Below are 23,027 nucleotides of genomic sequence, written 5' to 3'. Positions count from 1 at the left end.
GTCACCTGAGCCGAAGCAGAGCGTGCGGAGATTCGGCTTGGCGTTCAAACGCGAAAGATTACTCCGCAACCGCTACGTGTTATCTGGCACCGCAGGACGAAGAGGTACAGCCGCCGAATGATGATCTGGGCGGTTCGTCGACTCCTGCTCCTCGGAAGCTCGCTGCCGCGGAGGCTGTTTTGCTGCAACTCGCCTCGCGCGCTCGTTGCTGTCAGTTTGCAAGTCCTTTGACCTTGTCGGTGAAGTGGGCAATTCTGGTAGTCCAGGGTCATACTCGTGATAATGGCGGGGGCAGACCCACAAAAGTTCGCCTGACGGTGCTTGAACCCTGCGGAGGTCGCCGAACGACCGGTTTTCATCATATTTGAAAAGTAAGGATCGTAGGCCTCGGAGGGCTTGCCCCTCAGGCTTCGTGAGTTCGTTTTTCGGCATCTCCCCCAAGCGTTCCTGTCGCTCCACCTCGGCCGGTAGTTTTTCTGCGAGCACCTTCATTAACTCGATTCGTTTCGACAAGTCGTCTACAGCTTGGCGCGGGAGTGCAACCCCCGATACCGCACCAACAATCGGAACGGCCAGGCGCAGAGTCTTGAGTACGAAATTCGCGTAAGGGGCGATCCTTACGAGCCATTCCCTCTCCTGCTTAAGCTCGTATGTAGCGGGTTGCCAAGGGTGCCACTCTCCTGGGTGCTCACACCATAGGGTCAGGTAGACTAATTGGAAGGTGAGGCGCCGTTCACGAAGCATGGCCGCTGGTACAAGTGGCCCTGTATTCCGAGGAGGCAATGCCAGGGTGAACATACGTGGACAGTCGGATACCTCAGCTGACACCACCTTTAGCACCCTCCTTAGAGAGTCCGCGCTCTGTGCCGCGAATACCTCCACTCGCTGTACACTTCCCTCCATCCTCCCTACACTCGCGTGAATTGCATCCAGTTCCTCATGCAGTGCCTCCAAGTGAGTCCGAATCTCAACTTGGCCGGTGTTAAAGCCGGTAAGCAGTACAGAGATGTCGTGGTCGTGATCGCACTCTAGGCAATCGCGCATAATGCTGCCCCTTTCCCGACGCCTGAGCAAACCGTTGAGGGGAAACTCTCCCGTGCAGCCGGGTGTCGGGCAGGGTACAAGGAACTGATAGTGGAGCCCGGGCCACCGCCCTCGAAGCATATGCTCCAAGCTATCCCGCAGAACGTTGAAGAACAGGTCTGGTGACGGTGCGCGAACCTGCATGATAAGTCGCCGGTCCTGCTGAAGCTCGATGAGTGCCTCAGATGCATAAGCTGACGTCGGGTGTCGAAGGAAGACGCCATTCCGCCAATGTTTACCCGTCGACGAATTGTGATGCCGGACGGTAAGCCAGGCCACGATTCCCGGTGCCGATTCTTGCAACTTGCAAACCAGTGTTACTACGCGAACGTTAGCCGATACTGGTGTTCGAAAGACCCAGGGCAAAACTGGTCGTGAATGCGGAACGAGCTGGGCGATCAAGCTCTTCTTCTCGCGCTCGTCAAGCCTGTAGGAAATGTCGAACTTTTCCATAAGACGCAAGAAGTACGGATGGTGTCTTGACGGATAGACCTCGCCCTCCGTCCGGTCTTGCCAAATCGTTCGGAGGCGAGCGTGGTCGAGGACGCCGTTAGCTTCTCTGGTTGGAACATCTTCTAGAACATAGGCAATTGCTTTCGTCAACCATTCCGGGTTCAGGACAACGATATCGCGCAGACCTTCATCGTCGCCATAGTAGATAATGTGCCCCAAGTCGTGCAACAGTTCTGCAAGAGTGACGGTCTCCTCTTCATCAAGATGCTGCGATTTGCATGCTTCAACAAAGTCAGCCCACGATATTTGAGGCTCGCTTTGGTAACGGGCAAGAACATCATCGCGGGCAGCGATCCAACGAGGACTGAGCATCCTTCCCATTTGCGGTAAGTTTGCAGCCTCTTTTGCAATCTCAGACCGAAGTGCTGATATGCCGTATCCACTTTGGTTATCTACCGGAAGCTGTCCCGACAGCATGTTGGGGAACGATTGCTTAAGTTGCTCGAAGTCAATTTCTGGATTGCGTTCGTCGCAGTGGGTAGGTACTAGGATGGCACGCGCATCGTGGCCGACGCGCAGCCTCACGCGGCTGAGCCAGCCTTCAACCTCACTTTGCTCCTGCCCCTTACGTGCGTTCCATACAAGAATGTATAGAGCCCGTCGACTGAAGAAGAATTGGTGGGTGATTCTGTAGACTTCTTGCCCTCCGAAGTCCCAGGCACGTACCGTCATTTCAGAATCGAGGTCAGGGTGATTGAAGAGGAGGGGGTGGATCTCAAGGCCATGGGTTGTGTTGCGGTTCTTTACGAATTCCTCATCCTTCAAAGCGGCAAGCAGTGAGGTCTTGCCCACGGCACCCTCTCCTACAATCAGTACCTTCGCCTCATAATGCGGCACCGCGTCTTCAAGGCTTCGAAGATAGGCATCAAGAGCGTCCAGACCTCGTAAGACTAGGTCTGGCAGGGGGTCCGCAAGAGGATTTCGTGCAATCGAAAAAGAAATTGATCGTCCAAGCAGTTGAGCTATTTCTCTCGGTAATTCAGTTATTAAATTCCCGTCTAACTCAAGCTTGTCGAGTTTTGTGAGGTGTCCAATCTCTGGCGGTAACTCCTTCAGCCTGTTGTTGCTTAGATACAGCCGGCGCAGGTTAGTAAGGTGACCAATCTCGGCGGGGAGAAATTTCAACTTGTTGTTTCGAAGATCGAGTTGCTCAAGATTCCGCAGCCGAAATAGCTCGTTGGGTAGAACCTCAATCTGGTTGCCGTCAAGATCCAATTCGCGAAGCTCAGAAAGCTGCCCGATTTCAGGCGGCAGTTCGGTGATTTGGTTATCGTCTAGGTAGAGTTCTTCAAGTTTTCGAAGCTCGCCAATTTCTTTAGGCAAAGAAGAGAGTACATTATTCCTGACGTCGAGTTCAGTCAGGTTGATTAGATGCCCTAGCCCTGGCGGTAGGCTCTTCAATCGATTATGGATAAGATAGAGTCTCTCAAGATCACCTAGCTCGCTGATCGCTGCGGGAAGGCTTTGCAGACCCCACCCAGAGAAGCGTGCATATCCGTCGCGGCGGGCGCGCTCCACGTCGGCTGAGGTGAACTTGTGGATCGCGCTATCCGAGGTATCGATCTTCGGCTCCTCAGGTCCTGCAGCACTTAGACATGCGTCATCCCTTGGTAGCGACATATCCGCCAGGAAGGGCAAGCCCCGACCGTAGCGAGGAATTTGGCTCAGGTCGACCTAGGTCTCCCGCCGCGAAGCGTCGGATTGCTGACAGATTCCAACGCAGCTCCCTCGGGCAGAGTGCGGTTGGCGGTTCCCGCATCTGGTCTGCAAAATGGATGGAGTCCGACCGGGAGTGTTGCCCCTAGGACTACCTACGACACGTCCTTCATCAAGCTGTGCCTTAGCTCTTGCCTGCCGTATCCGGCTAACCTGCGGCCGGTCTGCACCTTGCGTGCAGTTGCGGGATGTGCTTGACGTAGGCCGTGCGATCGCTCCTGTCGAGGTCCGTCAGGTGTCACAACAGGGAGCACCAGGCAGCTGACGGCACCGAATCTGCCGCGCTATCCTGGCTGCTGGCCCTTCTCGTGCCTACTCCCGGAACGCCGATCCGAAGCCTTGGCGGGGCTCCGAGCCGCCGGCTAGGTAGATCGGGGTGCGGCTTCTCCGTGCCTGGATCGCCGAGAGGACTCGGGGAGCAACCTTGCCGGGTAGGCGCAGCTTGGCAGCCTCCGCTGAGAAGAAGGCGACATCTTCTAGCTCATGCCGGGGCAAGTTGATTCCGTCCAGTCCGACGATGTTGCCGCAGTCGAACGTGTAGCTGATGAGCGTGCGGGGTCGCTGTCCAGTTGGTGGTGCCCAATCGACTACAAGAAGGTCGCCCACCGCCAGAGCAAATCCCAACTCCTCTCGGATCTCGCGGGCACAGGCATCATGTGGGAATTCGCCTTCGTCCACGTAGCCGCCAGGGAAGGCCCAGTGGTCGCGGTATGTGGGCTTGACGAGCAGTACGTTGCCCGCCGGGTCGGTGATGAAGGCTGCGGCGGCGGCGTAGAAGGAAGCCAGGTTGGCATACCAGGTGGCGGGTTCCGTCCAGGTCACATCTGTGACGGTAGCCGAGATGTCCGGGCGCGCTCCCGCTCTAGGCGGCTGGCGGCTGCCGGCATGGCCGCGAGGGTATGCAGGACATCTGTGACCTGGGGCGATGCCTGCTGCGGGCTGAGCGCAGTAGTGAGTTCGCGGACGCGTTGTTGAACACGTGCCGACTGGATGCCCGCACTATTCTGCGCAAGCTTCCGGCCCCAGCTGCAGGCGGCATCGGTGTTCCCAGCGCGGGCATGGGTCACGGCGATGAGGGCAGTGTGCAGGGCTCGAGTTCGGGTGTTTTGGCAGCCGAGGGTGAGCGCTTCGGGAACATGTCGAAGCGCCTGCGTGTACAGATGCAGGTCGCCCAGGCACCTTAGCGCCGCCCCGGCAAGGTGGGCAGGGCTGAAGTAGCCGACCCAGCGCGGGCCGGGGTCTGTGCCCGCCCGGTCGAGAGCACGCTCAGCCCTGGCGAGGGCGAGCTGGCAGGCACGTCGCTCGCCCGACTGTCCGTACGCGGTAGCGGCGGTGGCATGCAACCGAGCGAGGACTGCGGCGGGTGCGCGGCGGGCTCCGTCGATGGCCGCTTCGACGAGCCGGGCCGCTCCCCGGGCATGGCCCATGAACACAGCTTGCGTGGCGAGATTCGCCAGCAGGTGAGCGCCATAAAGGTTGTCATCAGCCGCCTTCGCGAGCCGCAGGCCGAGGGTCACGTGATGTTGCGCGGTGGCGTGATCGCCCGCGTCATACGACATGAAGGCGAGTTGGCCGGAGAGCGTTGCCGCTGCTCGCATGAGGTCACGTCCCACGGCATCGGTGTAGGTGCCGTGCAGCATCGGCGCGACCTGACGCACCAGGAAGTCGGCCATGATGGCGCGAGTGCGCGGAGAGCCGCTGCCATGACGTCGGTCGAGGTCGGTGAAGTGGTCCGCCAGCGCGTACAGAGATTGAACATCGGTGGAGGTGACCTGCTGCCGGCCGTTCCGGCTGACCGCCTGGTCGGGCAGGTCATACCGCCAGCCAAGCGCCGCCTCCAGCGCTTTGCCGCTGTCGAACGCACCGCTGGCTTGTTGGCTGAGGCACTTGGTCAGCCTTGTCCAGATTTGCTCGGCGGTATCGATCGCCCCATCGACAGTCACGGGGTAGACACACAATCCGATGCTGTCGCCCGCGCCGAAGCCCAGTTCAGTAATGGCGACTGAGCGACCGAGCTTGCGGGCCAGTGTTTCCGCCATGGCGGCCTGGACGTGCTCGCCGGGACGGCGACCGCGTAACCACCAGTAGATGCTGGCAGCGTCGTATCGCCAGGTGCCCTGGTCGCGGCCTGCGTGGTTTAGCTGGCGAGCGAAGGCGGCGTGGGCGTTTTCGTAGCCGGCGGCACGCAGCAGCTCCTCGAACGTCGAGTTCGTCACCTGTCGCGCCATGGTTCAGCCTCCAGGCATCAGCCAACTACCAACAGTCACGAGCTTATGGCTTCGACCGGTCCTTTGGAGACCCACGCAACCGTGCGCAACCCACGTCCTGAGCAGCGCAACCGAGCGCATAGCTTGCCATCTGGTCCGTCGACCGGCTGCCCGCTTCGCTGATCGCAGGGGTCGTGAGTGGCGGCGAAGTCTGAACGTCACCCCCTGGTAACGGAGGTGGCGATGCAGGGCGACGAGTCAGCGAACAAGGGTGAGCAGTCTGAGGCGGCCGAGCGGGAGGCTGCCAAACAGCGTCTCCTGGGTCAGGCCGAGGCGGACCGCGTACCCATAGACGACACGACCCGCGCGGTCCCGGACCGGCGGTGGCGGCGTGACAAGCGATGACCTCCCGATTGGCCGCCGCGTGGCCCGGTGGCGGGTGCGGCGGTCGATGACGCAGCAGATGCTTGCCGACCGGTTGCGCAGGTCAAAAAGCTGGGTGGACAAGATGGAGCGGGGCGTCCGCCCCCTGGACCGGTACTCCGTGATCCAGGAGTTGGCCCACGTCCTGCGGGTCGATCCGGAGGTGCTGCTTGGCCAGCCGCGCAGCACCCCGGCGGGCACGCCGGACGGGGTGGACGACATCCGGGCCGCGCTCGCCCGCTACGACATCGCGCAGGCTCCACCGCAGACAGACGAGCTGAGCAGGCAGGTCGGGCATGCCTGGTTGACGTACCAGCACGCGCACTACGGGCAGTTGGTGCGACTGTTGCCAGGTCTGCTCGACGCCGTCCAGGGCACGCGGTCGGCGGAGTTGCTGGTGCACGCGTACCGGATCACCTCGTCGCTGCTGGTGAAGCTCGGCGAGGCCGACCTGGGCTGGCTGGCCGCCGACCGGGCGATGGCCGCCGCCGGCGATGACCCGCTGCTCGCGGCGACCGCCACCATCGAGGTAGCCCAGGCGCTCCGTGCGCAGAACCGCAATCACCTGGCCCTGGCCGCCCTCCTCCCCGCCGCCAGCCGCATCCTCCCATCTCCAAGCCACTCAGGTGATCATGAGGTTAGCGGCCCTTTTGAAGATCAGACCGCCCGCAAACCTCATGATCAGCGGCGCACCGGCGGGGGTGCCGGCGAGGGCGCGGGCGGGGGCGGGGGCGGGGGCGAGCACCGGGGGAGGGCGGTGGGTGGGACGTTGTTGGTGCAGGCCGCCCTTGCTGCTGCTGGCTGCGGCGAGCACCGCCGCGCCGGCGAGCTGACCGACCGGGCCGCGGGCGTCGCCGCCGGCCTTCGGGGGTACGACGATACGCACCGCACCAGCTTCGGCACGGTCGCCGTCGAGGTGGCGCGGGTGCTGGCGGCGGCCGCGCGGGGTGAGGCCACCGAGGCGGTACGGCGACATTCGGCGATCGTGCGACGGGAGGCGTGGCGGCGGTTGCCGGCCGAGTACCGGGGCGCGTACCTGGTGGACGTCGCACGGGCGTACCTCCAGGTGGGTGACCTGCGCGGCGCTGCTCGCGCGCTTGTCGACGCGGACAGTGTCGCGCCGGCTGAGGTTCGGTGCCGGCCGTTGGTGCGTACCGTGATCGCCGATGTCGCCCGCGCGCAGCCGGCACCGGCCGGCGTGGCGCGACTGGCGACGCTGGTCGGCCTCACCCGCTGAGCACCTGCGGTGACCCAATCCGCCAGGATCGATGTCGTGTGGTGTAGCCACATGGCCTGCTGTATGGGGGAGATGCATAGGGGGTTTATATAAACCTGCTATGCTTCGGGCGTGAGTCGCCGAGACGCCGCGCACGGCGCTTCCGATGCCATCGGGTCAGCCCTCTACGGTCTGGCCACCAGGGCCGTGCGACGCCTTCCCCGCGACATGAGCCTGACGTCCGCCGCCACCTTGGCCACCCTGGACAAGACCGGCCCGCGACGGATCACCGATCTGGCGGTGGCCGAGGGCGTCACCCAGCCCGCGATGACCGTCCTGGTCCGGGTGATGGAGGAAGCCGGCCTGGTCGAGCGGAAGGGCGATCCGTCCGACAAGCGGGTCACGCTGGTGTGCCTGACCGAGGCCGGCGCGTCGTACGTCCGGACGCGACGCCAAGCGGGCGTCGACGCGTACGCGCGGTTGATCGACGAACTCACCGGTGACGAGGTCGAGGCCCTGGTAGCAGCCCTTCCGGCGCTGCTGCATCTGGCGGAGCTCGAAAGCCACGCCCGAGAGGAGTCGGACCGGTGACCGAGGCCAAGGCTCACGGCCAGCCCATGAGCACTGCCCTGCTACGTTCCGAGGCACGTCTGCTGGTCCCCGCCCTGGTCTTCATCGCCCTGGTCGTGGCGGCGGTCGCCAGCCTCGGGACGCCGCTCATCACCAGCGTGGCGACCACGTTCCACGTCTCCCTCGACAGCGCGCAGTGGACGCTGACCATCGCCCTACTCAGCGGCGCCGTCGCCACTCCCGTCCTCGGCCGGCTCGGAGCCGGTCCGCACCGGCGGGCCACGATTCTCGCCACGCTGGCGATCGTCGTCGTCGGCAGCGCGCTCACCGTGCTGCCGCTACCGTTCGCCTGGCTGCTCGCGGGCAGAGCGGCCCAAGGCGTCGGACTCGGTCTCACGGCGCTGATGATGGGCGTGGCCCGCGACCATCTGCCCGAGCAGCGCGGGGTGGCCACTATTGCCCTGATCTCGGTGGTCTCCATCATCGGAGCCGGCGTCGGCTACCCGCTGGCCGCGCTGCTCGCCGAGTTCGGCGGACTGCGGGCCGCCTACGGCCTCGGCCTGCTCGTCACCGCCGTCGCCTTCGTGACCGCGTGGCGCTCCGTGCCCGCAGCTCCCGAAGGCCGCTCCGCTCACGTGCACGTGGCCGCTGCGCTCGTCCTGGCGGGTGGACTGCTCCTCGTCCTGTTCCTGGCCGGCGAGAGGAGCCTGTGGAGCCAACACCTCGCCGTGGCGGTAACCCTTGCCGTAGCCGCCGTACTCCTGCTCTGCGTCTGGACCGTCTCCGAACTGCGCACCAAGACGCCCCTGGTCGACGTCCGGGCGGTGCGGCACCCGGCGGTCGCCGGGGCGAACATCGCCATGTTCGTCGGCGGGTGCGGCATGTATCTCCTGCTCACGCTCATCACCCGCTACGCGCAGACGCCGCACAGCGCCGGCTACGGCTTCGGACTGACCACCTTCGTGGCGGGGCTGGTCCTCATCCCGTTCTCCGTGCTGGGGTTCGTCGCCGGCAAGCTCACGCCGCGGGTCCGCGAACGGATCGACGGCCCCCTGCTCCTGGCCGGCAGCGCCGCCATCGTCGGCTGCGGGTTCGTCCTGTTCGCCACCGCCCGGTCCAATGTGGCCGAACTACTCGCGGCCATGGGTGTGCTGGGCTTCGGCGTCGGCAGCTTCTCGGCCGCCATGCCCGGCGTCATCCTGGCCGTCACCCCCAAGAGCGAGACGTCGAGCGCCATGAGCTTCAACTACGTCGTCCGCAGCGTCGGGTACTCCCTGGGCAGCGCCATCGGCGGTCTGGTCCTGGCCGCCGGCACCGCCACGGGCCGCCTCTTCCCGAACGACGACGCCTACACGACAGCGGCGCTGGTCGGCGTCGCCGCGATGACGATCACGACAATGGTCAGCCTCGCCCTCGCCCGCCGACGCTCACCCGAGACCAGTCCGACGCCGTCTTCGTCGGCTCGCTGACCCACAGCGCCGGCCATGGATCTGAGCATCGATCCCGAACACACAGGAGGTACCGTGGCCAAGGGCTACTGGGTCAGCGTCTACCGCACCATTTTCGATCCCGAGAAGCTCGCCGCCTACAACGAACTGGCCGGTCCGGCCGTCCGGGCCGGGGGCGGGAGGGTGCTCGCCCGCGACGGTCGGGTCGTCGCACACGAGGCCGGAATCGTCGAGCGCACCATCCTGATCGAGTTCGACAGCTTCGAACAGGCGGTCGCCGCACGGGCGAGTGCGGCCTACCAGGAGGCGCTGGCCGCACTTGCTGACGGCGTCGAGCGCGACTTCCGCATCATCGAAGGCCTCGACTGACGATCGAGGCTGCGTCGGCGACGAACACGAGGCCGACTGCGGGGATCACCCCGGCCCGCGTGATCGGGCGGCTCGTCGCTGAATCATGCTGTGTTGTGCTGGCCGTTGACCGGAGGGCTGATGGTGCACCGGCTTGCCGCATCGAGCCGGGCGGAGACGCTTTCCGGAAGCTCGAATGCGAGGCTGGCGAGGTTGGCGCTTAGTTGATCGGCGGAGCGGGGGCCGAGGACCACCGACGTGATCTCGGGCCGGCTGCGGAGCCAGGCGAGCGCCACGGTTGGCGTGGTCGTTCCTAGTTCGGCGGCGACGGTGGTGACTTCGTCGACGATGTCGAAGTGCTGCTCGGCGAGGAGGTCGGTCACGAATGCGTGGGCCATGGGGCTGGGCATGGCCGCCCATTGGGCGAGTCGGGATCCGGCTGCCGGCGCGGTGCCGCGTTGGTATCGCCCGGCGAGCAGGCCGCTGCCGAGCGGGCTGTAGGCGAGGAGGCCGAGCCCGTGTTGCTGGCAGGCGGGAACGATCTCGGCCTCGATGGCGCGCGTGATCAGGGAATAGTTGGCTTGCAGGCTGATGAAGGGTGTTCCGCCGTTGCGTTGCGCTGCCCATTGTGCGCTGACGATTCCGGCGGCGGTGAAGTTGGAGCAGCCGATGTAGCGGACCTTGCCGGAGCGCACGAAGCCATCGAGTGCTGCCATGGTTTCGTCGATCGGGGTGTCCGGGTCGGGCACGTGGCACTGATACAGGTCGACGTAGTCGGTGCCCAGTCGGCGCAGGCTTGCCTCCAGGGCACGAGTCAGGTGGGCGCGGGACAGGCCCCGGTTGTTGGGTCCGGCACCCTGCGGCGCGGCCCCCTTGGTGGCGAGGACGACCTCGGAGCGGCGGTGGGCGATGGCGTGGCCGACGACCTCTTCGCTGGTGCCACCCCGGTAGGTGTCCGCGGTGTCGATGAAGTTGTGCCCGGCATCGAGGAACTCGCCGATGACGCGGCGGGCCTCGGTGTCCGGCGTCGGTGCCTGCGGGTCGGTGCCGAAGTTCATCGTGCCCAGGCATGCCCGGGAGACGTGGAGGCCAGATCGGCCCAGTGTCGTGTACTGCATGCCGTCCTCGTACAATCGGAATCAGTATTCCGCTTCAAGATACGGAACCTAGATTCCGCTCGTCAAGGGTGCTCGATCGGAGGAGGCCGACATGATCCGCTCGGATGCGGCGCGCAACCGCGCGAAGGTACTCGCGGCGGCCGAGATCGTGCTCGGCGAGCAGGGACTGACCGCCCGCATGGACGAGATCGCACGCCGAGCCGGAGTTGGTGTCGGTACCGTTTACCGGCACTTCGCTACCAAGGAAGCCCTCTATGCGGCGATCGTTTCGGCGCGGGTAGACCTGCTGCTTGACGAGGCCGCCCGGTTGCGCGCCGCCGCGGAGCCACAGACCGGGTTCTTCCGATTCTTCGCGCAGGTCGTCGCGGACGCAGCGCGCAAGAAGACTCTGACGGACGCGTTGCACAGCGCGGGGATCGATGTCAAAGCAGAGCAGGCAGGCCAGCGAACGCAGATGCGCGAAGCGTTGGCAGATCTTCTGCGCGACGCCCAACGCGTAGGCGCCGTGCGCCTCGACGTCGGCCTGCCCGAGATACTCGCCTTGCTACGGGGCGCCAGCATGGCGGCGGAAACCGGTGACTACTCCGGCCCCGTCATCGACCGGACCCTTGCCGTTCTGTACGACGGCTTGCGCCCGCTCACGCCCCATGCACCCCCGCCACCGGCATAACGCACTCACAGGCAGCTCCGCGCGCCTGCGGCGCGTCAACTGCCGCCACTGTGGATCGCGGTGCTACGGTCCGGCTCGTGCTGAAGGTGCTTGTCAGCGGATGTTTGCAAGGGCCGGCGCTGCGTTACAACGCGACATCTGTGCCGTTGAATTCGCTGATCTGGGACCGCTGGTCGGCCGAAGGACGCCTTGTGCGGTTCTGTCCGGAGGTCGCGGTGGGATTTCCCGTTCCTCGCCCGCCCGCCGAGATAGTAGGCGGGACTGCGGGGGACGTTCTTGCGGGTTCCGCGCGGGTTGAGGAAGCCACCGGCGCAGACGTGACCAACCTGTTCCGGCTCGCCGCTCGACGAGCACTGGATCGGGCGGTAGAGGCGGGCGTCGCGCTCGCGATCCTTGTCGACCGCAGCCCAACCTGCGGCAGCAGCGTGATCTATGACGGCTCGTTCACCGGCCGTACCGTGCCCGGACGGGGCGCGGCCGCAGAGGAACTGCTCCGTCACGGCATACCGGTGTTCCACGAAGGGCAGCTTGCGCAAGCCGCGGCGATGCTCGCTGAATTGGAGAAGTCAGAGCGCCGCACCGGGTAGCGAGCGCAACGCCGTCAGCGGTCGGTACGTCGGCCACAGCCACGGCGTGGCGCACCGGGGGCGAACAATGGCACCGAGCCCTTCTCTACCGCTGACGCGCGAGAAGCCGCCTGCGCATTCAGTTCACTGCGCGCCGGTGACCTACCACGGGCTGTCGCTCCACTGCCGCTTCGCGCGATTCCAATCCAGTGGTACGGGATCCGAGTCGTTCCAGGTCGAGCGGGTCCAGCGGAGAGGGCGCTCCGCGCTGCCGAGCTGGTAGGTCAGCTCGGCCCCGTTGATCACCGTCCGGACTTTGAGCGCGCCTTCGTACAGGTAGTTCTCCTTCGACGCGATGACGATCGTGGCGTACCGGTAGCCGCGCTCGGTCAGCTGGATCGACGCGGGCGGCATAAGGTCGGGGCCGTCCACCTGGTCCGGGCCGTCGAACGTGGACAGGGTGCTCCGGCCCTCGACCGTGTCGACCGTGATGACGTAGGACGGAGCGTCGCCTCCGCCGTGCCGACAGGTGAGGGCGATCTGTCCGGCGCTCGGCGTTCGCTTGAAGACCGTGACCTCGGCACTTTTGATCACCACCAGGTCCGCGTCACCGGACAGCATCTCAAGGTCGATGTACGGAGTCATGCTGTACATCGCCGGATTCTCCGCGACCCAGGTCTGCCAATCCTCGCAGTGGTCCGTGGTCGTCTCGGCGGGGTAGTCGGGTGGCGTGGGAAGGTCTCGGGCCGCCCCTGCGAAGGAGAACATATCGACGAAGTACGTCAACGAGACCTGCCCGTACGACTGTTTCGAGCCGACCTCGCACGTCACTACACTGCCCGAGCCCTGCGCGTCGCAGCCCTCGGAGTTCGTCTGGATCGTGGACGCTCGGCCGCCGTCGCTGTCGGCGCCGGGGGTGCCCGGCCGCTCGCCGTTGCCGTTGCCCATGATCGGTATGAGTACGGCCACGACGGCCACCAGCACGCCGACACCCTGCCACCAGGGCCGACCCAGCAGCCAGCCGACGACACTCGTACGGTCGCCGGTCGACTGCGCTGCCGAGACCGGCGGCGAAGTGGACGGCGGCGGTTTCCGTGCCCGGCCTGCCTTCCGTCTCGGCTTGGCGGACATCGCCGACCCCTCCCGAGCGACCTTCATCGAAGTGCCAGATGCTATCGCCTCGACAACACCCGCGACCGGCCGACGACCGGAGCGGGGTTTCCGGGAAGGCGTTGTCCGTCCGCCGCGATGCCGTCACGGGGCACCACCGACGGTGCCCCCTCGCTAGGCTCTGCGGCCATGCGTACCTTTCGGAGGGTCCGAACCCTCGTGGCCGTCACCGGTGTGACCACGCTGCTCCTGATGCCGGTGCCCGCCTTCGCGGCCGAGCCCGGTGCGATCGCCCTGGTCGATGCGGCACCCGACGGCACGCCAGGCAACGGCGGGGTCGGCGGCTCGGACGTTTCCGACGACGCCCGGTACGTCGCCTTCGCCTCCACCTCGGACAACCTCGTCCCGGGCGACACGAACGACAACACAGACATCTTCGTCCGCGACACGGAGACCGGCACCACCACACTGGTCAGCGCCGGCGTGAACGGGCAGCCGGCCAACGACGGGGCCACGTACACCGCGACGATCTCCGGCAACGGCCGGTACGTGGCCTTCACGTCGTACGCGTCGAACCTCGTGCCCGGCGACACCAACAACGAACGTGACGTCTTCGTGCACGACCGCCAGAGCGGGTCCACCACTCTGGTCAGCGCGTTCGCGGGTGGGCGGCAGATCCGGGGCAGCAGCAGCGGTGCCACGATCTCCGACAACGGCCGTTACACCGCCTTCATCGTCACCTCGTACAGCGGCGACCTGGACGACCAGGGTCGCTGGCTCTACGGGCAGGTGGCGTACCTCCACGACTCGCAGCTGGGCAAGACCACCCGGGTCAGCCCTCAGCCCGACGGCCGCACGGACCTCACGGCGTACGAGGTCGCCATCTCGGGCAGCGGGCGGCGGGTGGCATTCAGCGGGTCCGGCGACTGGGCCGGCGACGGCGGAACGACAAGTGGCATCTTCGTCTACGACCTCGCATCCGGGGCGACGGTCCGGGCCAGCCGATCGGCCATCGGCGGTGAGCTCCGCGGCGGGGTGAACCCCAGCATCAGCAGGGACGGCACCAAGGTGTCGTGGGAGTCGTCCGAGCCACTCGTGGCGGCGGACACCAACGCGATGGGCGACGTTTACGTCCGCGACCTGATCGCAGACACCACCGTGCTGGTCAGCGCCAGTCGCGGGGGCACCGGCGCGGGCAACAGCCACAGCAGTTCCGGTCGACTGGCGGCCGGCGGTCGCTACGTGTCCTTCTCCTCCTCCGCCTCGGACCTCGCCCCGCGCGACGGCAACGGCATCGCCAGCGACGTGTTCGTGCGGGACCTCAATACCGGTCGGACAACGGCGGTCAGCACCACCGCCGCGGGGGCGACCGGCAACGGTGAGAGCTTCGACGCGATTCCCTCGGCCAACGGCAGCCGGGTCGTCTTCAGCTCCCATGCGGCGGACCTGGGCGTCGACCCGGGCGACGGTCACGAGCACCTGTTCATGCGCTGCCTTCGCAACTGCTGACCGACCTCGGGAGGGTGTTCCCGCACCCTCCCGAGGGGCCGTCCCATCGGACGGCGCCTACTCGCAGAAGACCCGCACTGTGGCATCGGGGGAGTCCACCTCCACTGTCACCTCGTCGAGGTGCTCCACGAGCGCCTCCAACTGCTCGGGCTTGAGCTGCGTCAGGTCGATCGGCACACCCGAGTCGCTGAGTGAGGCGTTGGCCTTGACCAGGGCCTGCGGCGGGACCAGCGCCGCCAACCGGACGCCGGCCCGCAGCAGTTGCAGTGGCACCCGCACGTTGACCCGCGAGGGCTCGCCGTTGTCGGTTGCGTCCACCACCACCCGCAGGTACTTCACCTTGCCCTTCGGCCGGATGTCGTGACCTGCCGCCGTCGGTGCCTGGTCCCGTTCGAGCGCGGCGATGAGCTGCTCCGCCTCCTCTGCGGTGATCTTGCCGGCGGCCAGCATGTCGAGGATGTCCTTGCGTTGTTCGGTCATTCGAACCTCTCCTATCGGATAGCCACGAGCACGGCCGTGCGGCAGTGCTCGATGTCGAAGCGGGCGCCGGGCAGCGCGGAGATGACGCGCCAACCGGCGCCGAGTGCCCGCACCACACCGATGCGGAACACCAGGCAGGCCACGATCGCCGCGAGCACGACCAGGACCAGGACCGGGAAGAGCAGGAGCGCAACGGGGAGCACCGGAACCCAGAAGCGGAGGGGCCGATGGTCCGGGCGATCGACCTTGACGGTCACCAACTGCGGCATCACGGCCGGCTGTCCAACTCGGCCAACGCCTGCTGTGCGGTGATCTCACCGCGACGCAGCCGGTCGATGACGTCGGCCCGCGACGGCGCCGGGTCGGTCTCGACGAAGTCGAGCATCTGCGTGATCCGGTTGAGTCGTGACTTGATCGTCGGGTAGCTCACCCCGAAGATGCGTTCCATCTCCTTGATCGAACCATGGCAGCGCACGAACGCCGTGACGAAGACCTGGTCCTCGACATTGAGCTGAGCCAGCTGCGGCAGCTCGAACTCGCCTTCGATCGCGACGCCGTTGCTCGCCAGGCGCACCCGCTCGACGACGAACGGCTGCCCCCGCGTCAGGCTTGTCAGTTCCTGCCAGTCCATCGCCTGTTCTGTCATATCTAAAGTTGTACCTTAAAAATCCTCAACTCCCAAGAGTCATACCTTAACTTTCTTAATGTGATCCTCGCTGGGTGCCGCACGGTGGGTGGTGTCGCTCGCCTCCACGAAAACCGGGGTGTCCCGGCTCGTCGGACACCCCGGCTCCAGGGAACCCAGCCGATCCGCCCAACCCCACCAGCCCGGCCTCATCCCGCCCCCGTGATCATGAGGTTGACGGGCCGCACAGAGATCAAATCGCCCGCCAACCTCATGATCACGGGGGCGGGGCGGGGGTGGGGGGCTGATCGCCTTCGACCTGGCTCGGGTGGTGCTAGCGGCGCCGGGTGAGGTCGATGCCGGCCGTTGGCGCGTACCGTGATCGCCGATGTTGCCGGGGCCACCCGGCACCGGCCGGCGTGGCGCGACTGGCGACGCTCGTTGGCCTCACCCGTTGATCGGGAAGCGAGGTCACCGGTGCTGGTCCTGCGTGTCGAGGTTCGCTAAGCGATCGAAAAGACACGATCACTGGGGTCGACGACGGCAGCCAGCACCGCGCCGGGCACGAGCGTCGGGTTACCCGCGCGAACCGTGTCTGCCTCGAACGTGGCGAACCCGGGCCCGCTGATCCGCAGGCGGAGTTCCAGCCCGGGATCCTCTCCGCCCAGGTGGTTGGCGACAGCGAGAATCTCCGCCGTCGCGGCGACACCAGCGGCGGATAGCCGACGGGCGTCACGGCGCGAACGGTTGACCACCCGCCAGCCGAAGACGCCGAAACCAACGCCGACGAACGTCGCCAGTACGCCACCGGCGAGTAGGCCCCAGAAGTCTGCGGGCGGTCGCGGTGGGTCCAGCGTCACGGCGGCGACGACCAGGACCGGTCCGGGCAGGCAGATGGCCAGGAACATCAGTCGGCACAGTGTCGCGCCGATCGGACCGATCGGCGATTCTGCCTCCCGGGGGGCACTCGTCACCCCTCGCACTCTAGGTGTGCCGCGCCCGAGGCGCACCGAGCGGGGTGGCGCGCGGTCGGAAGAGCCAGGCGTCAATGGGCCGGGCAGTCTCAGCCGTTGCCCGGTCGGGTCGCTCCGGCGCCCATCGCCCTTAGGTGTGCCAGCCCCTGCGCCCAGGACTGGATGAGGGTGGTTTCGTGGTAGGCGATCTCGTGTTCCCTGCAGAACTGACGGATCAGCGGCTGGGCGTGGCGCAGGTTGGGTCGGGGCATGCTGGGGAAGAGGTGGTGTTCGATCTGGTAGTTGAGCCCACCGAGTAGTGCGTCGAGGAACGGGCCGCCCCGGACGTTGCGGGAGGTGAGGACCTGTCGGCGTAGGTAGTCGAGGTTGTCGGCCTCGGTCAGGATGGGCATGCCCTTGTGGTTCGGGGCGAAGGAGCTGCCCAGGTAGAGCCCGAACAGGGCCTGGTTGACCAGGATGAACACGATCGCCTGCGGAACGCTCAGGACCAGGAACACGGCCCCGAGGTAGCCGGCGAAATGCAGTACGAGCAGGCCGGCCTCCGTACGCCGGCGCCTGAGCCCGCCGCGGCTGACGACCGCCCGGACGCTGGCGGCGTGCAGATGCAGACCCTCCGCCAGCAGCAGAGGAAAGAACAGCGTCGCCTGGTGCCGGACGAACAGCGCCCGCAGGCCGCGCTGCGCCGCAGCCTGACCCGGGGTGAAGGACAGCGGAGTCACCGCGAGGTCGGGGTCGCGGCCTTCGGTGTTCGGATGCGCATGGTGGCGGTTGTGCTTGTCAACCCACCACCCGTAACTGATCCCGGTCACCAGATTGGCGCACACCAGGCCGACCACGTCGTTCGCCCGGCGGGAGCGGAAGAGCTGCTGATGCCCGGCGTCGTGACCGAGAAACGCCAGCTGCGCCAACAGCACCGCGACGCCGGCTGCGGTAGCCGTCTGCCACCACGACGACCCGAGCCGCACGAACAGCACGCCCAGCACCAGGAGACAACCCAGCACCACCGTCACCCGCGCCGCATAGCGGCGGGGCCGTCGGTCGAGGAGACCGGCGTTTCGGACCAGGCGGGAAAGTTCGGCGTACTCACTACCCCGGTCGCTGCGGGCGCCAAGATCCGTGTCACTCAACGTCGCCACTCCTTGTCAGCCACGCCAAACAGCTCGCCGGCGCCGCCGTCAGCCATGACCAGGCACTCGCGCGGTTCACCCGGAGCCCGACAGGGATCGGACAAGCAAACCGCCGCTGATGGGCACAGTCTCCCTCATAGCCGCGCCTTTGCACGAGGAAACCGGCAGCTGGGCGACTGATACGCGAGCAATGCCCGCTCTCGTGTAAGTCTGCCGATTCGCTGCGAGCTGCGTCCGTCGAGTCCGACAATCAGCACTATGCAGCCACGTTGGATTCAGGGGGTAGTCATGGCACGCAAGAGAAGGTCCACAGCGAGGCAAGCACTCATCCTTGCCTTCGCGGCCGGGACGCTGACCGGAGCGGCGGGCATGCTCACGCTGCGACGTTCCCGCCAGGATGGTGACCTCCCGACAGGTGATGTCGCTGGGCAGTTCGACGAGAGCGTCGCTCCGCCGCTCGGCGGGCGTTTCGACGCCTCGCCCCAGAGGTCCGTGAGCACGCCCGCGGCGCAGCACCGCTAACCGGGGCAGCGCTGCGGTGTGCGAGAGAGATGAGATCTTCTGATGCCAGAACGGCCTAGCGGCAACCCCGGCGCCGCGTCTGCTGACACGCCGGTCGCAGAGTTGGTGCAGCGCGCCACCGAGCAGATCACCCGCCTGGTGCGCGACGAGCTGACGATGGCACGGGCGGAGATGACCGCCAAGGGTAAACGCGCGGGCGTCGGCGCGGGACTCCTCGGCGGCGGCGCGATACTCGGCATTTTCGCCGGCGCGACAGCCGTCGCCACGGTCGTGGTGGCCCTGGCCGCGATCATGCCCGACGCTGTGGCCACCCTGATCGTCACCGTGGTCCTGGCCATCGCCGCCGCCATCGCAGCCCAACGCGGTAAGAAGCAGGTCAGCCAGGCCATGCCAGCCACGCCCGCAGCCACCATGGACAGTGTGCGAGCTGACGCCGAGACGATACGTGGCGCAGCGGGTCGGAGGCAGCCGTGAGCACGCCGTCCGGAGGCAGCGACCAGACCCGGCGGGACATTCAGCAGACCCGCGCGGAACTCGGCGAGACCGTAGCCGCACTGACCGCCAAGACCGACGTCAAGACCCGTGCACGCACCAAGGCCACTACCGCCGTCGGCGGACTCCGAGGGCGGGTCACCGAGGCCGGGCAGTCGGCAAAGACCAGAGCGACGCAGCTCGCCCGCACAGTGAGCCAGAAGGCCTCCCAGCGTGTCACGTCGGTCAGGCAGAAATCACAGCACACCATCGGCGCGGTACGAGGCTCGGCGGAAGCCGGCGTGCAGACCACCGGCAAGGCGGAGTCGTCAGTGGTCACCTCCGCTCGCGCCGTGACCACCAAGATCGGCAGCTCGGTGCGCACGAGACCCATACCAGTCCTCGCCGTCACCGGCACCGCCGCGACCCTGGCAGTCATCACCTACCGACGCCGCCGGGCCCGATAAACGATCCGGTACGACGACACGCACCGCACCAGCTTCGGGCTGATCGCCGTCGACCTGGCGCGAGCGCTGGTGGCAGCCTCGCGGGGTGATGCCGTCGAGGCGGTGCGGCGGCATCCGGCGGTGGTGCGGCGGGAGGCGTGGCGGCTGAGGGTCGGCGCCGTCTCGGCGGGTGCCGTGTGGATCTGCATCGGCGGAATCCCCGGCCGCACCAACTCGATTCTGTCGGCTGCCGCCGTGTTCATCGGCTGCCGCCGTGTTCATCGGCTGCCGTCCTGTCCGGTCAATGCGAAAGACTTCTTGCGAAAATGGCCTGCATGGGCGTATAACTGAAAGCATCCTTTCGTTAAGGGGTGCCCATGGAGCCGAACGAGGCAGAACGCCGGGTGCGCGTCCGGGACGCCACCAAGCTGCGCGCGCTCGCGCACCCGTTGCGCCTGCGGCTGCTGCGCTACCTGCTGGCCGCCGGGCCGAGGACCGCCGCGCAGTGCGCCGAAGCCCTCGACGACACCGGATCGAACTGCAGCTACCACCTGCACCAACTGGCCCGCCACGGCCTCATCGAACGAGTCCACGCCGAGGGCGCCAACCGGCGTGACCGACCGTGGCGCGCCGCCGCCACCGGGCTCGAATTCGTCCCGGATCCCGATGATGTCGAGGGGCGGCAGATCAACGACGCGCTGACCGCCCTGGAGCTCGACGAGGTGTTCCGATCGCTGCAGCGCTACCAGCGCGAGCAGCACAAGCTGACCGACCAGTGGCGGGAGAGCGCCACCTTCCACAGCTACACGCTGTCGCTCACTCCGGAGGAGTTGCGGCACCTCAGGCTGACCCTGGACGCCGTCATCCGGCCGTACCTGCGCCCGTTGCGCGGCGCGCCCCCGAGCGACGCCCGGCCCGTCAGCCTCAACCTGCAGGCGTACCCCACGCCGGAGTTCATCTGAAATGGTGACGCTGCTGCGACACCGCGGATTCGTCCTGATCTGGGCCGCCGGGCTCTTCTCCAGCGTGGCGAGCTGGCTGCTGCTCACCGGGCTGCCCATCTACGTGTTCGGGGTGACCGGCTCGGCGTTCACCACCTCCGCCGTCTTCCTCGTCGAGCTGCTGTGCGGCATCACGCTGGGATCGTTCGCCGGTGCTCTCGCCGACCGTTTCGACCGGTTCCGGCTCATGAGCTGCGTCGCCGTGCTGCAAGCCGCGGCGGTGATCCCCCTGCTCGGTCAACCCGACCACCACCTGTGGATCATCTCCCTGGTCGCCGGCGCCCAGGCGGTGCTGACGCAGACCTTCGACTCCGCGCGCAACGCCGCGTTGCCCCGCCTCGTCGAGCCCGCGCAGCTGGTGCGCGCCAACAGCGTGATAGCGCTCAACACCAGCGTGGGACGCCTCGTCGGAGGTTCGCTGGGCGGGTTCGCGATCACCCGCGACGGCACCCGCTACCTGGCCGTCGGTGCCGCGGTGGCCTTCGTGATCACGGCAGCCCTGATCGCCGCCGGCCGTCGCGCCAGCCACCACGGAACCGCGGAGCCAGCGATCCCGGAGCGTACGTCGTCGTTCTTCACCGACTGGCGATCCGGCCTTGCGGCGATGCTGCGCAACCGCACCGTGCGGGTGACGATTCTGAGCGTGGCGCTGGGCGGCGTCGCGCAGGGCCTGTTCGTGGTGCTCTTCGTGGTCTTCGCCAGCCGCGCGCTACATGCCGACGGCACGCTCACCGGTGTGCTGCGCGGCGTCCAGGCGATCGGCGGCGTGGCGGGCGGACTCATCGTCGGCATGCTGGGCGCGCGGCTCAGCCCCCGTCTGCTGATGAGTCTCGGAGCGACCACCTTCGCCCTGATCAGCCTGGTCATCTGGAACGGACCAGTCCTCACCCGTCAACCCGAGTGGTACATCGGGTTGTTCATCCTGGTCGGTGCGCCTGGCATCGCGTACGCCACCGGAGCCTTCGCGCAGGTCCAACAGAGCGTGCCCGACACGGAGCTGGGCCGGGCCTTCGGCGTCTACTACGCGATCTACAACGCGTCACAGGGGCTGGGCATGGCGGCTGCCGGCCTGCTCGGCGACGTGCTCAGCGTCGTGCTCGTGCTCAACGTACAGGCCGCGCTGTATCTGGCCTCCGGTGTGGTCGCCTACGTGGGCCTGCGTTCCGTCCGGCACCAGCGCCCCGCCGCACGGCAGCGTGCCACCGTCGACATCGGGTAGACCATGCTCGCTCACACACCGGGGCGCGGCGGTCCGGCGGAGGCGTGGTCCGTGGCTTCCGGCCGCCATGCGGGGCTCGGGTCGACCCGAGCCCCGCGGTCGAGCGAACGGCCGCCTGTGCGGCCCCGATGGCAGGTCAACTCCGCCCGCAAGGCAATCTGCAAGGAATGCAAGAAGGCCGTCCGATCCGGGCGGCTGGACCTGACGGGTGGTTGAGTGGTGAGCCGTCGCCTCCCATGTCTTGCGGTGCTGCTCCTGACACTGCTCGCGACTACCTCCGCCTGTTCCAGGCGGGAGGAGAACTGGTCCTGTGCGCGGCAGGAGGAGATAGCCGGCGCACTGCGGAAGGACGGAATCTGGAGCGCGGCGCACGGGGTCGGCACCGACCTGGGGGACTACTCCGAGTTGCCCTGCACCGGCGACGAGGCCAGCATCACCTATGGTCAGAGGTTCCGTACGGATGGGCAGCTGTCGCTGGACGAGGTGCGGCAACTCGGTCAGCGGCTGACGACGCAGGGAGGGCCGTGGCAGCTCAGGACCTCGTCGTCCCGCGACGAGGGATCCGCCGACGCCGCGCATGTCTGCTACGGGTCCTCGACCGGGGACGACCTCACCTACCTGCGGTTGCATTCCGTTCCGGACGCCGCACCGGAACCGAATCTCTACGTCGAGCTGACGGTCGCCAAGGCCGAGATGGAGATCTGTATCTAGAGCAGGGCCTCGGCAAAGTCGTGATGGTGTCTGACTTGTAGGGATTGGTGTAGAAGCGCCGTTGTTGTGGGCAACAAGACGGGCATGACCGTTCGGAAGATCAAGGTTCCTACGCCATGCTGATCGCCGAAGTGAGTCATGCCCACGCTGCCATCATCGCTGATCTCGTCCCTGTCGCGCGCACCGGCTCTGACCGTGCCGAAACCGCTGGAGGGCTGCCCGCAGCGCTCGCCTGTCTGCCTGATCCACGGGCCCGGCGAGGCGTCCGGTACCCGCTGGCGGTCGTGGTCACCGCGGCGGTGTGCGCCGTGGTGGCCGGCTACCGCTCCTAGGCCGGATCGCCGAGTGAGTTGCCGACGTGCCGGCCTTTCTTCGCGGCGCCGCCCGTCGGCGGCGCATCGCTTGCTCGCGGTCGCCTGTCCGGTGCAGGCATTGGCAAACAGGCCAGCGAACGCTCCTCGAGGGCGGATAATCCGGTCACATGCCCGGTGCGCAGCGAGGGTCTGCGTGGAGGAAGGTCCCGCTACGAGGGTGTGCTGGCTGTCGCAGCGGGTAACGCAGGCGACCCACTGGTATCCAAACTCTCGGAAAGGTCGACATGACCCTCGCTGCCGCTCCGATCGAGCTGCCGTCCGGCCAGACGATGCCCGTCCTCGGCCAGGGAACCTGGTACCTGGGCGAGCGCCCCGCGAGGCGGCGGGACGAGATGGCCGCCCTACACACCGGGCTCGACCTGGGCATGACCATGATCGACACTGCGGAGATGTACGGTGACGGCGCTTCCGAGGAACTCGTCGGCGAGGCGATCGTCGGACGACGTGCCGATGTCTTTCTGGTCGACAAGGTGCTGCCGTCCAATGCCAGCCGACGGGGAACCGTGCAGGCCTGCCGCCGCAGCCTGCAACGACTCGGCGTCGACCACATCGACCTGTACCTGCTGCACTGGCGCGGCAC

Annotated in this window: 25 protein-coding genes; 15 read left to right on the top strand and 10 right to left on the bottom strand. The window is 66.7% G+C overall.

Annotated features, from left to right (window positions below):
* Positions 1-72: 72 nt before the first annotated feature.
* The 3 genes from ABZU25_RS31965 to ABZU25_RS31955 all read right to left on the bottom strand — a co-directional run bounded on the left by ABZU25_RS31965 (position 73) and on the right by ABZU25_RS31955 (position 5,540).
* A complete protein-coding gene (locus tag ABZU25_RS31965) occupies positions 73-3,234 on the bottom strand; it encodes a COR domain-containing protein (RefSeq protein WP_355033074.1) in 3,162 nt (1,053 codons plus the stop codon).
* A gap of 390 nt (positions 3,235-3,624) precedes the next feature.
* On the bottom strand, positions 3,625-4,134 hold the full coding sequence (locus ABZU25_RS31960) for an NUDIX hydrolase (RefSeq protein WP_355033073.1): 510 nt from the start codon (positions 4,132-4,134) through the stop codon (positions 3,625-3,627).
* Complete coding sequence (locus ABZU25_RS31955) at positions 4,131-5,540, bottom strand: hypothetical protein (RefSeq protein WP_355033072.1); 1,410 nt, start codon at positions 5,538-5,540, stop codon at positions 4,131-4,133. The genes ABZU25_RS31960 and ABZU25_RS31955 overlap by 4 nt, the downstream gene beginning before the upstream one ends.
* A gap of 370 nt (positions 5,541-5,910) precedes the next feature.
* Here ABZU25_RS31955 and ABZU25_RS31950 point away from each other — a divergent pair, with 370 nt between their 5' ends.
* The 4 genes from ABZU25_RS31950 to ABZU25_RS31935 all read left to right on the top strand — a co-directional run bounded on the left by ABZU25_RS31950 (position 5,911) and on the right by ABZU25_RS31935 (position 9,545).
* Positions 5,911-7,179, top strand: a complete 1,269-nt coding sequence (locus ABZU25_RS31950) for a helix-turn-helix transcriptional regulator (protein ID WP_355033071.1) — start codon at positions 5,911-5,913, stop codon at positions 7,177-7,179.
* 111 nt (positions 7,180-7,290) lie between these two features.
* On the top strand, positions 7,291-7,749 hold the full coding sequence (locus tag ABZU25_RS31945; RefSeq protein WP_355033070.1) for a MarR family transcriptional regulator: 459 nt from the start codon (positions 7,291-7,293) through the stop codon (positions 7,747-7,749).
* Positions 7,746-9,197: an MFS transporter gene (locus tag ABZU25_RS31940; RefSeq protein ID WP_355033069.1), complete on the top strand. Its 1,452-nt coding sequence runs from the start codon at positions 7,746-7,748 to the stop codon at positions 9,195-9,197. Before ABZU25_RS31945 ends, ABZU25_RS31940 begins: the two co-directional genes overlap by 4 nt.
* A gap of 54 nt (positions 9,198-9,251) precedes the next feature.
* Positions 9,252-9,545 carry a DUF1330 domain-containing protein gene (locus tag ABZU25_RS31935; RefSeq protein WP_355033079.1) on the top strand — a complete coding sequence of 98 codons (294 nt, stop codon included), beginning with the start codon at positions 9,252-9,254 and terminating at the stop codon, positions 9,543-9,545.
* 83 nt (positions 9,546-9,628) lie between these two features.
* Here ABZU25_RS31935 and ABZU25_RS31930 read toward each other — a convergent pair whose 3' ends face one another.
* Complete coding sequence (locus ABZU25_RS31930) at positions 9,629-10,642, bottom strand: aldo/keto reductase (RefSeq protein ID WP_355033068.1); 1,014 nt, start codon at positions 10,640-10,642, stop codon at positions 9,629-9,631.
* A 91-nt stretch (positions 10,643-10,733) separates the two neighbouring features.
* Here ABZU25_RS31930 and ABZU25_RS31925 point away from each other — a divergent pair, with 91 nt between their 5' ends.
* Together ABZU25_RS31925 and ABZU25_RS31920 are read left to right on the top strand one after the other, a co-directional pair.
* Positions 10,734-11,312 carry a helix-turn-helix domain-containing protein gene (locus ABZU25_RS31925; RefSeq protein ID WP_355033067.1) on the top strand — a complete coding sequence of 193 codons (579 nt, stop codon included), beginning with the start codon at positions 10,734-10,736 and terminating at the stop codon, positions 11,310-11,312.
* A 77-nt stretch (positions 11,313-11,389) separates the two neighbouring features.
* On the top strand, positions 11,390-11,899 hold the full coding sequence (locus ABZU25_RS31920; protein ID WP_355033066.1) for a DUF523 domain-containing protein: 510 nt from the start codon (positions 11,390-11,392) through the stop codon (positions 11,897-11,899).
* A 141-nt stretch (positions 11,900-12,040) separates the two neighbouring features.
* On the opposite strand, the gene ABZU25_RS31915 is transcribed toward ABZU25_RS31920, so the two are convergent.
* Entirely contained in the window at positions 12,041-12,862 is an 822-nt protein-coding gene (locus tag ABZU25_RS31915) for a hypothetical protein (protein WP_355033065.1), read from the bottom strand.
* A gap of 315 nt (positions 12,863-13,177) precedes the next feature.
* Between ABZU25_RS31915 and ABZU25_RS31910 the strand changes: the two genes are divergently transcribed.
* A complete protein-coding gene (locus ABZU25_RS31910) occupies positions 13,178-14,497 on the top strand; it encodes a hypothetical protein (RefSeq protein WP_355033064.1) in 1,320 nt (439 codons plus the stop codon).
* Positions 14,498-14,554: 57 nt separating this feature from the next.
* On the opposite strand, the gene ABZU25_RS31905 is transcribed toward ABZU25_RS31910, so the two are convergent.
* The 5 genes from ABZU25_RS31905 to ABZU25_RS31885 all read right to left on the bottom strand — a co-directional run bounded on the left by ABZU25_RS31905 (position 14,555) and on the right by ABZU25_RS31885 (position 17,712).
* Positions 14,555-14,977 (bottom strand): hypothetical protein, encoded by a 423-nt coding sequence (locus ABZU25_RS31905; RefSeq protein ID WP_355033063.1) that lies wholly within the window; start codon positions 14,975-14,977, stop codon positions 14,555-14,557.
* An 11-nt stretch (positions 14,978-14,988) separates the two neighbouring features.
* Positions 14,989-15,246 (bottom strand): hypothetical protein, encoded by a 258-nt coding sequence (locus ABZU25_RS31900; protein ID WP_355033062.1) that lies wholly within the window; start codon positions 15,244-15,246, stop codon positions 14,989-14,991.
* Positions 15,246-15,623 (bottom strand): DUF2089 domain-containing protein, encoded by a 378-nt coding sequence (locus ABZU25_RS31895; RefSeq protein ID WP_355033061.1) that lies wholly within the window; start codon positions 15,621-15,623, stop codon positions 15,246-15,248. Before ABZU25_RS31895 ends, ABZU25_RS31900 begins: the two co-directional genes overlap by 1 nt.
* 482 nt (positions 15,624-16,105) lie before the next feature.
* Positions 16,106-16,576: a hypothetical protein gene (locus tag ABZU25_RS31890; protein ID WP_355033060.1), complete on the bottom strand. Its 471-nt coding sequence runs from the start codon at positions 16,574-16,576 to the stop codon at positions 16,106-16,108.
* Positions 16,577-16,665: 89 nt separating this feature from the next.
* Complete coding sequence (locus ABZU25_RS31885) at positions 16,666-17,712, bottom strand: acyl-CoA desaturase (protein WP_355033059.1); 1,047 nt, start codon at positions 17,710-17,712, stop codon at positions 16,666-16,668.
* Between the two features lie 555 nt (positions 17,713-18,267).
* On the opposite strand from ABZU25_RS31885, the gene ABZU25_RS31880 reads away from it, so the two are divergent.
* The 8 genes from ABZU25_RS31880 to ABZU25_RS31845 form a co-directional block, all read left to right on the top strand.
* Positions 18,268-18,699 (top strand): phage holin family protein, encoded by a 432-nt coding sequence (locus tag ABZU25_RS31880; protein WP_355033058.1) that lies wholly within the window; start codon positions 18,268-18,270, stop codon positions 18,697-18,699.
* On the top strand, positions 18,696-19,163 hold the full coding sequence (locus ABZU25_RS31875) for a DUF3618 domain-containing protein (RefSeq protein ID WP_355033057.1): 468 nt from the start codon (positions 18,696-18,698) through the stop codon (positions 19,161-19,163). Before ABZU25_RS31880 ends, ABZU25_RS31875 begins: the two co-directional genes overlap by 4 nt.
* 69 nt (positions 19,164-19,232) lie before the next feature.
* Positions 19,233-19,493, top strand: coding sequence for a hypothetical protein (locus ABZU25_RS31870; RefSeq protein ID WP_355033056.1), 261 nt, complete (start codon positions 19,233-19,235; stop codon positions 19,491-19,493).
* A gap of 26 nt (positions 19,494-19,519) precedes the next feature.
* Positions 19,520-20,104: a winged helix-turn-helix domain-containing protein gene (locus tag ABZU25_RS31865; protein ID WP_355033055.1), complete on the top strand. Its 585-nt coding sequence runs from the start codon at positions 19,520-19,522 to the stop codon at positions 20,102-20,104.
* Between the two features lies 1 nt (position 20,105).
* Complete coding sequence (locus ABZU25_RS31860; protein ID WP_355033054.1) at positions 20,106-21,362, top strand: MFS transporter; 1,257 nt, start codon at positions 20,106-20,108, stop codon at positions 21,360-21,362.
* Between the two features lie 246 nt (positions 21,363-21,608).
* A complete protein-coding gene (locus ABZU25_RS31855; RefSeq protein ID WP_355033053.1) occupies positions 21,609-22,073 on the top strand; it encodes a hypothetical protein in 465 nt (154 codons plus the stop codon).
* Between the two features lie 116 nt (positions 22,074-22,189).
* Positions 22,190-22,405, top strand: a complete 216-nt coding sequence (locus ABZU25_RS31850) for a transposase family protein (RefSeq protein WP_355033052.1) — start codon at positions 22,190-22,192, stop codon at positions 22,403-22,405.
* Between the two features lie 266 nt (positions 22,406-22,671).
* A partial coding sequence (locus ABZU25_RS31845; RefSeq protein ID WP_355033051.1) for an aldo/keto reductase occupies positions 22,672-23,027 on the top strand: 356 nt, incomplete at its 3' end.

Source organism: Micromonospora sp. NPDC005215 (assembly GCF_040607915.1).
Lineage (GTDB): Bacteria > Actinomycetota > Actinomycetes > Mycobacteriales > Micromonosporaceae > Micromonospora.
Note: the sequence above shows the minus strand (reverse complement) of the source record. Positions and strands in the feature narration are given on the sequence as shown.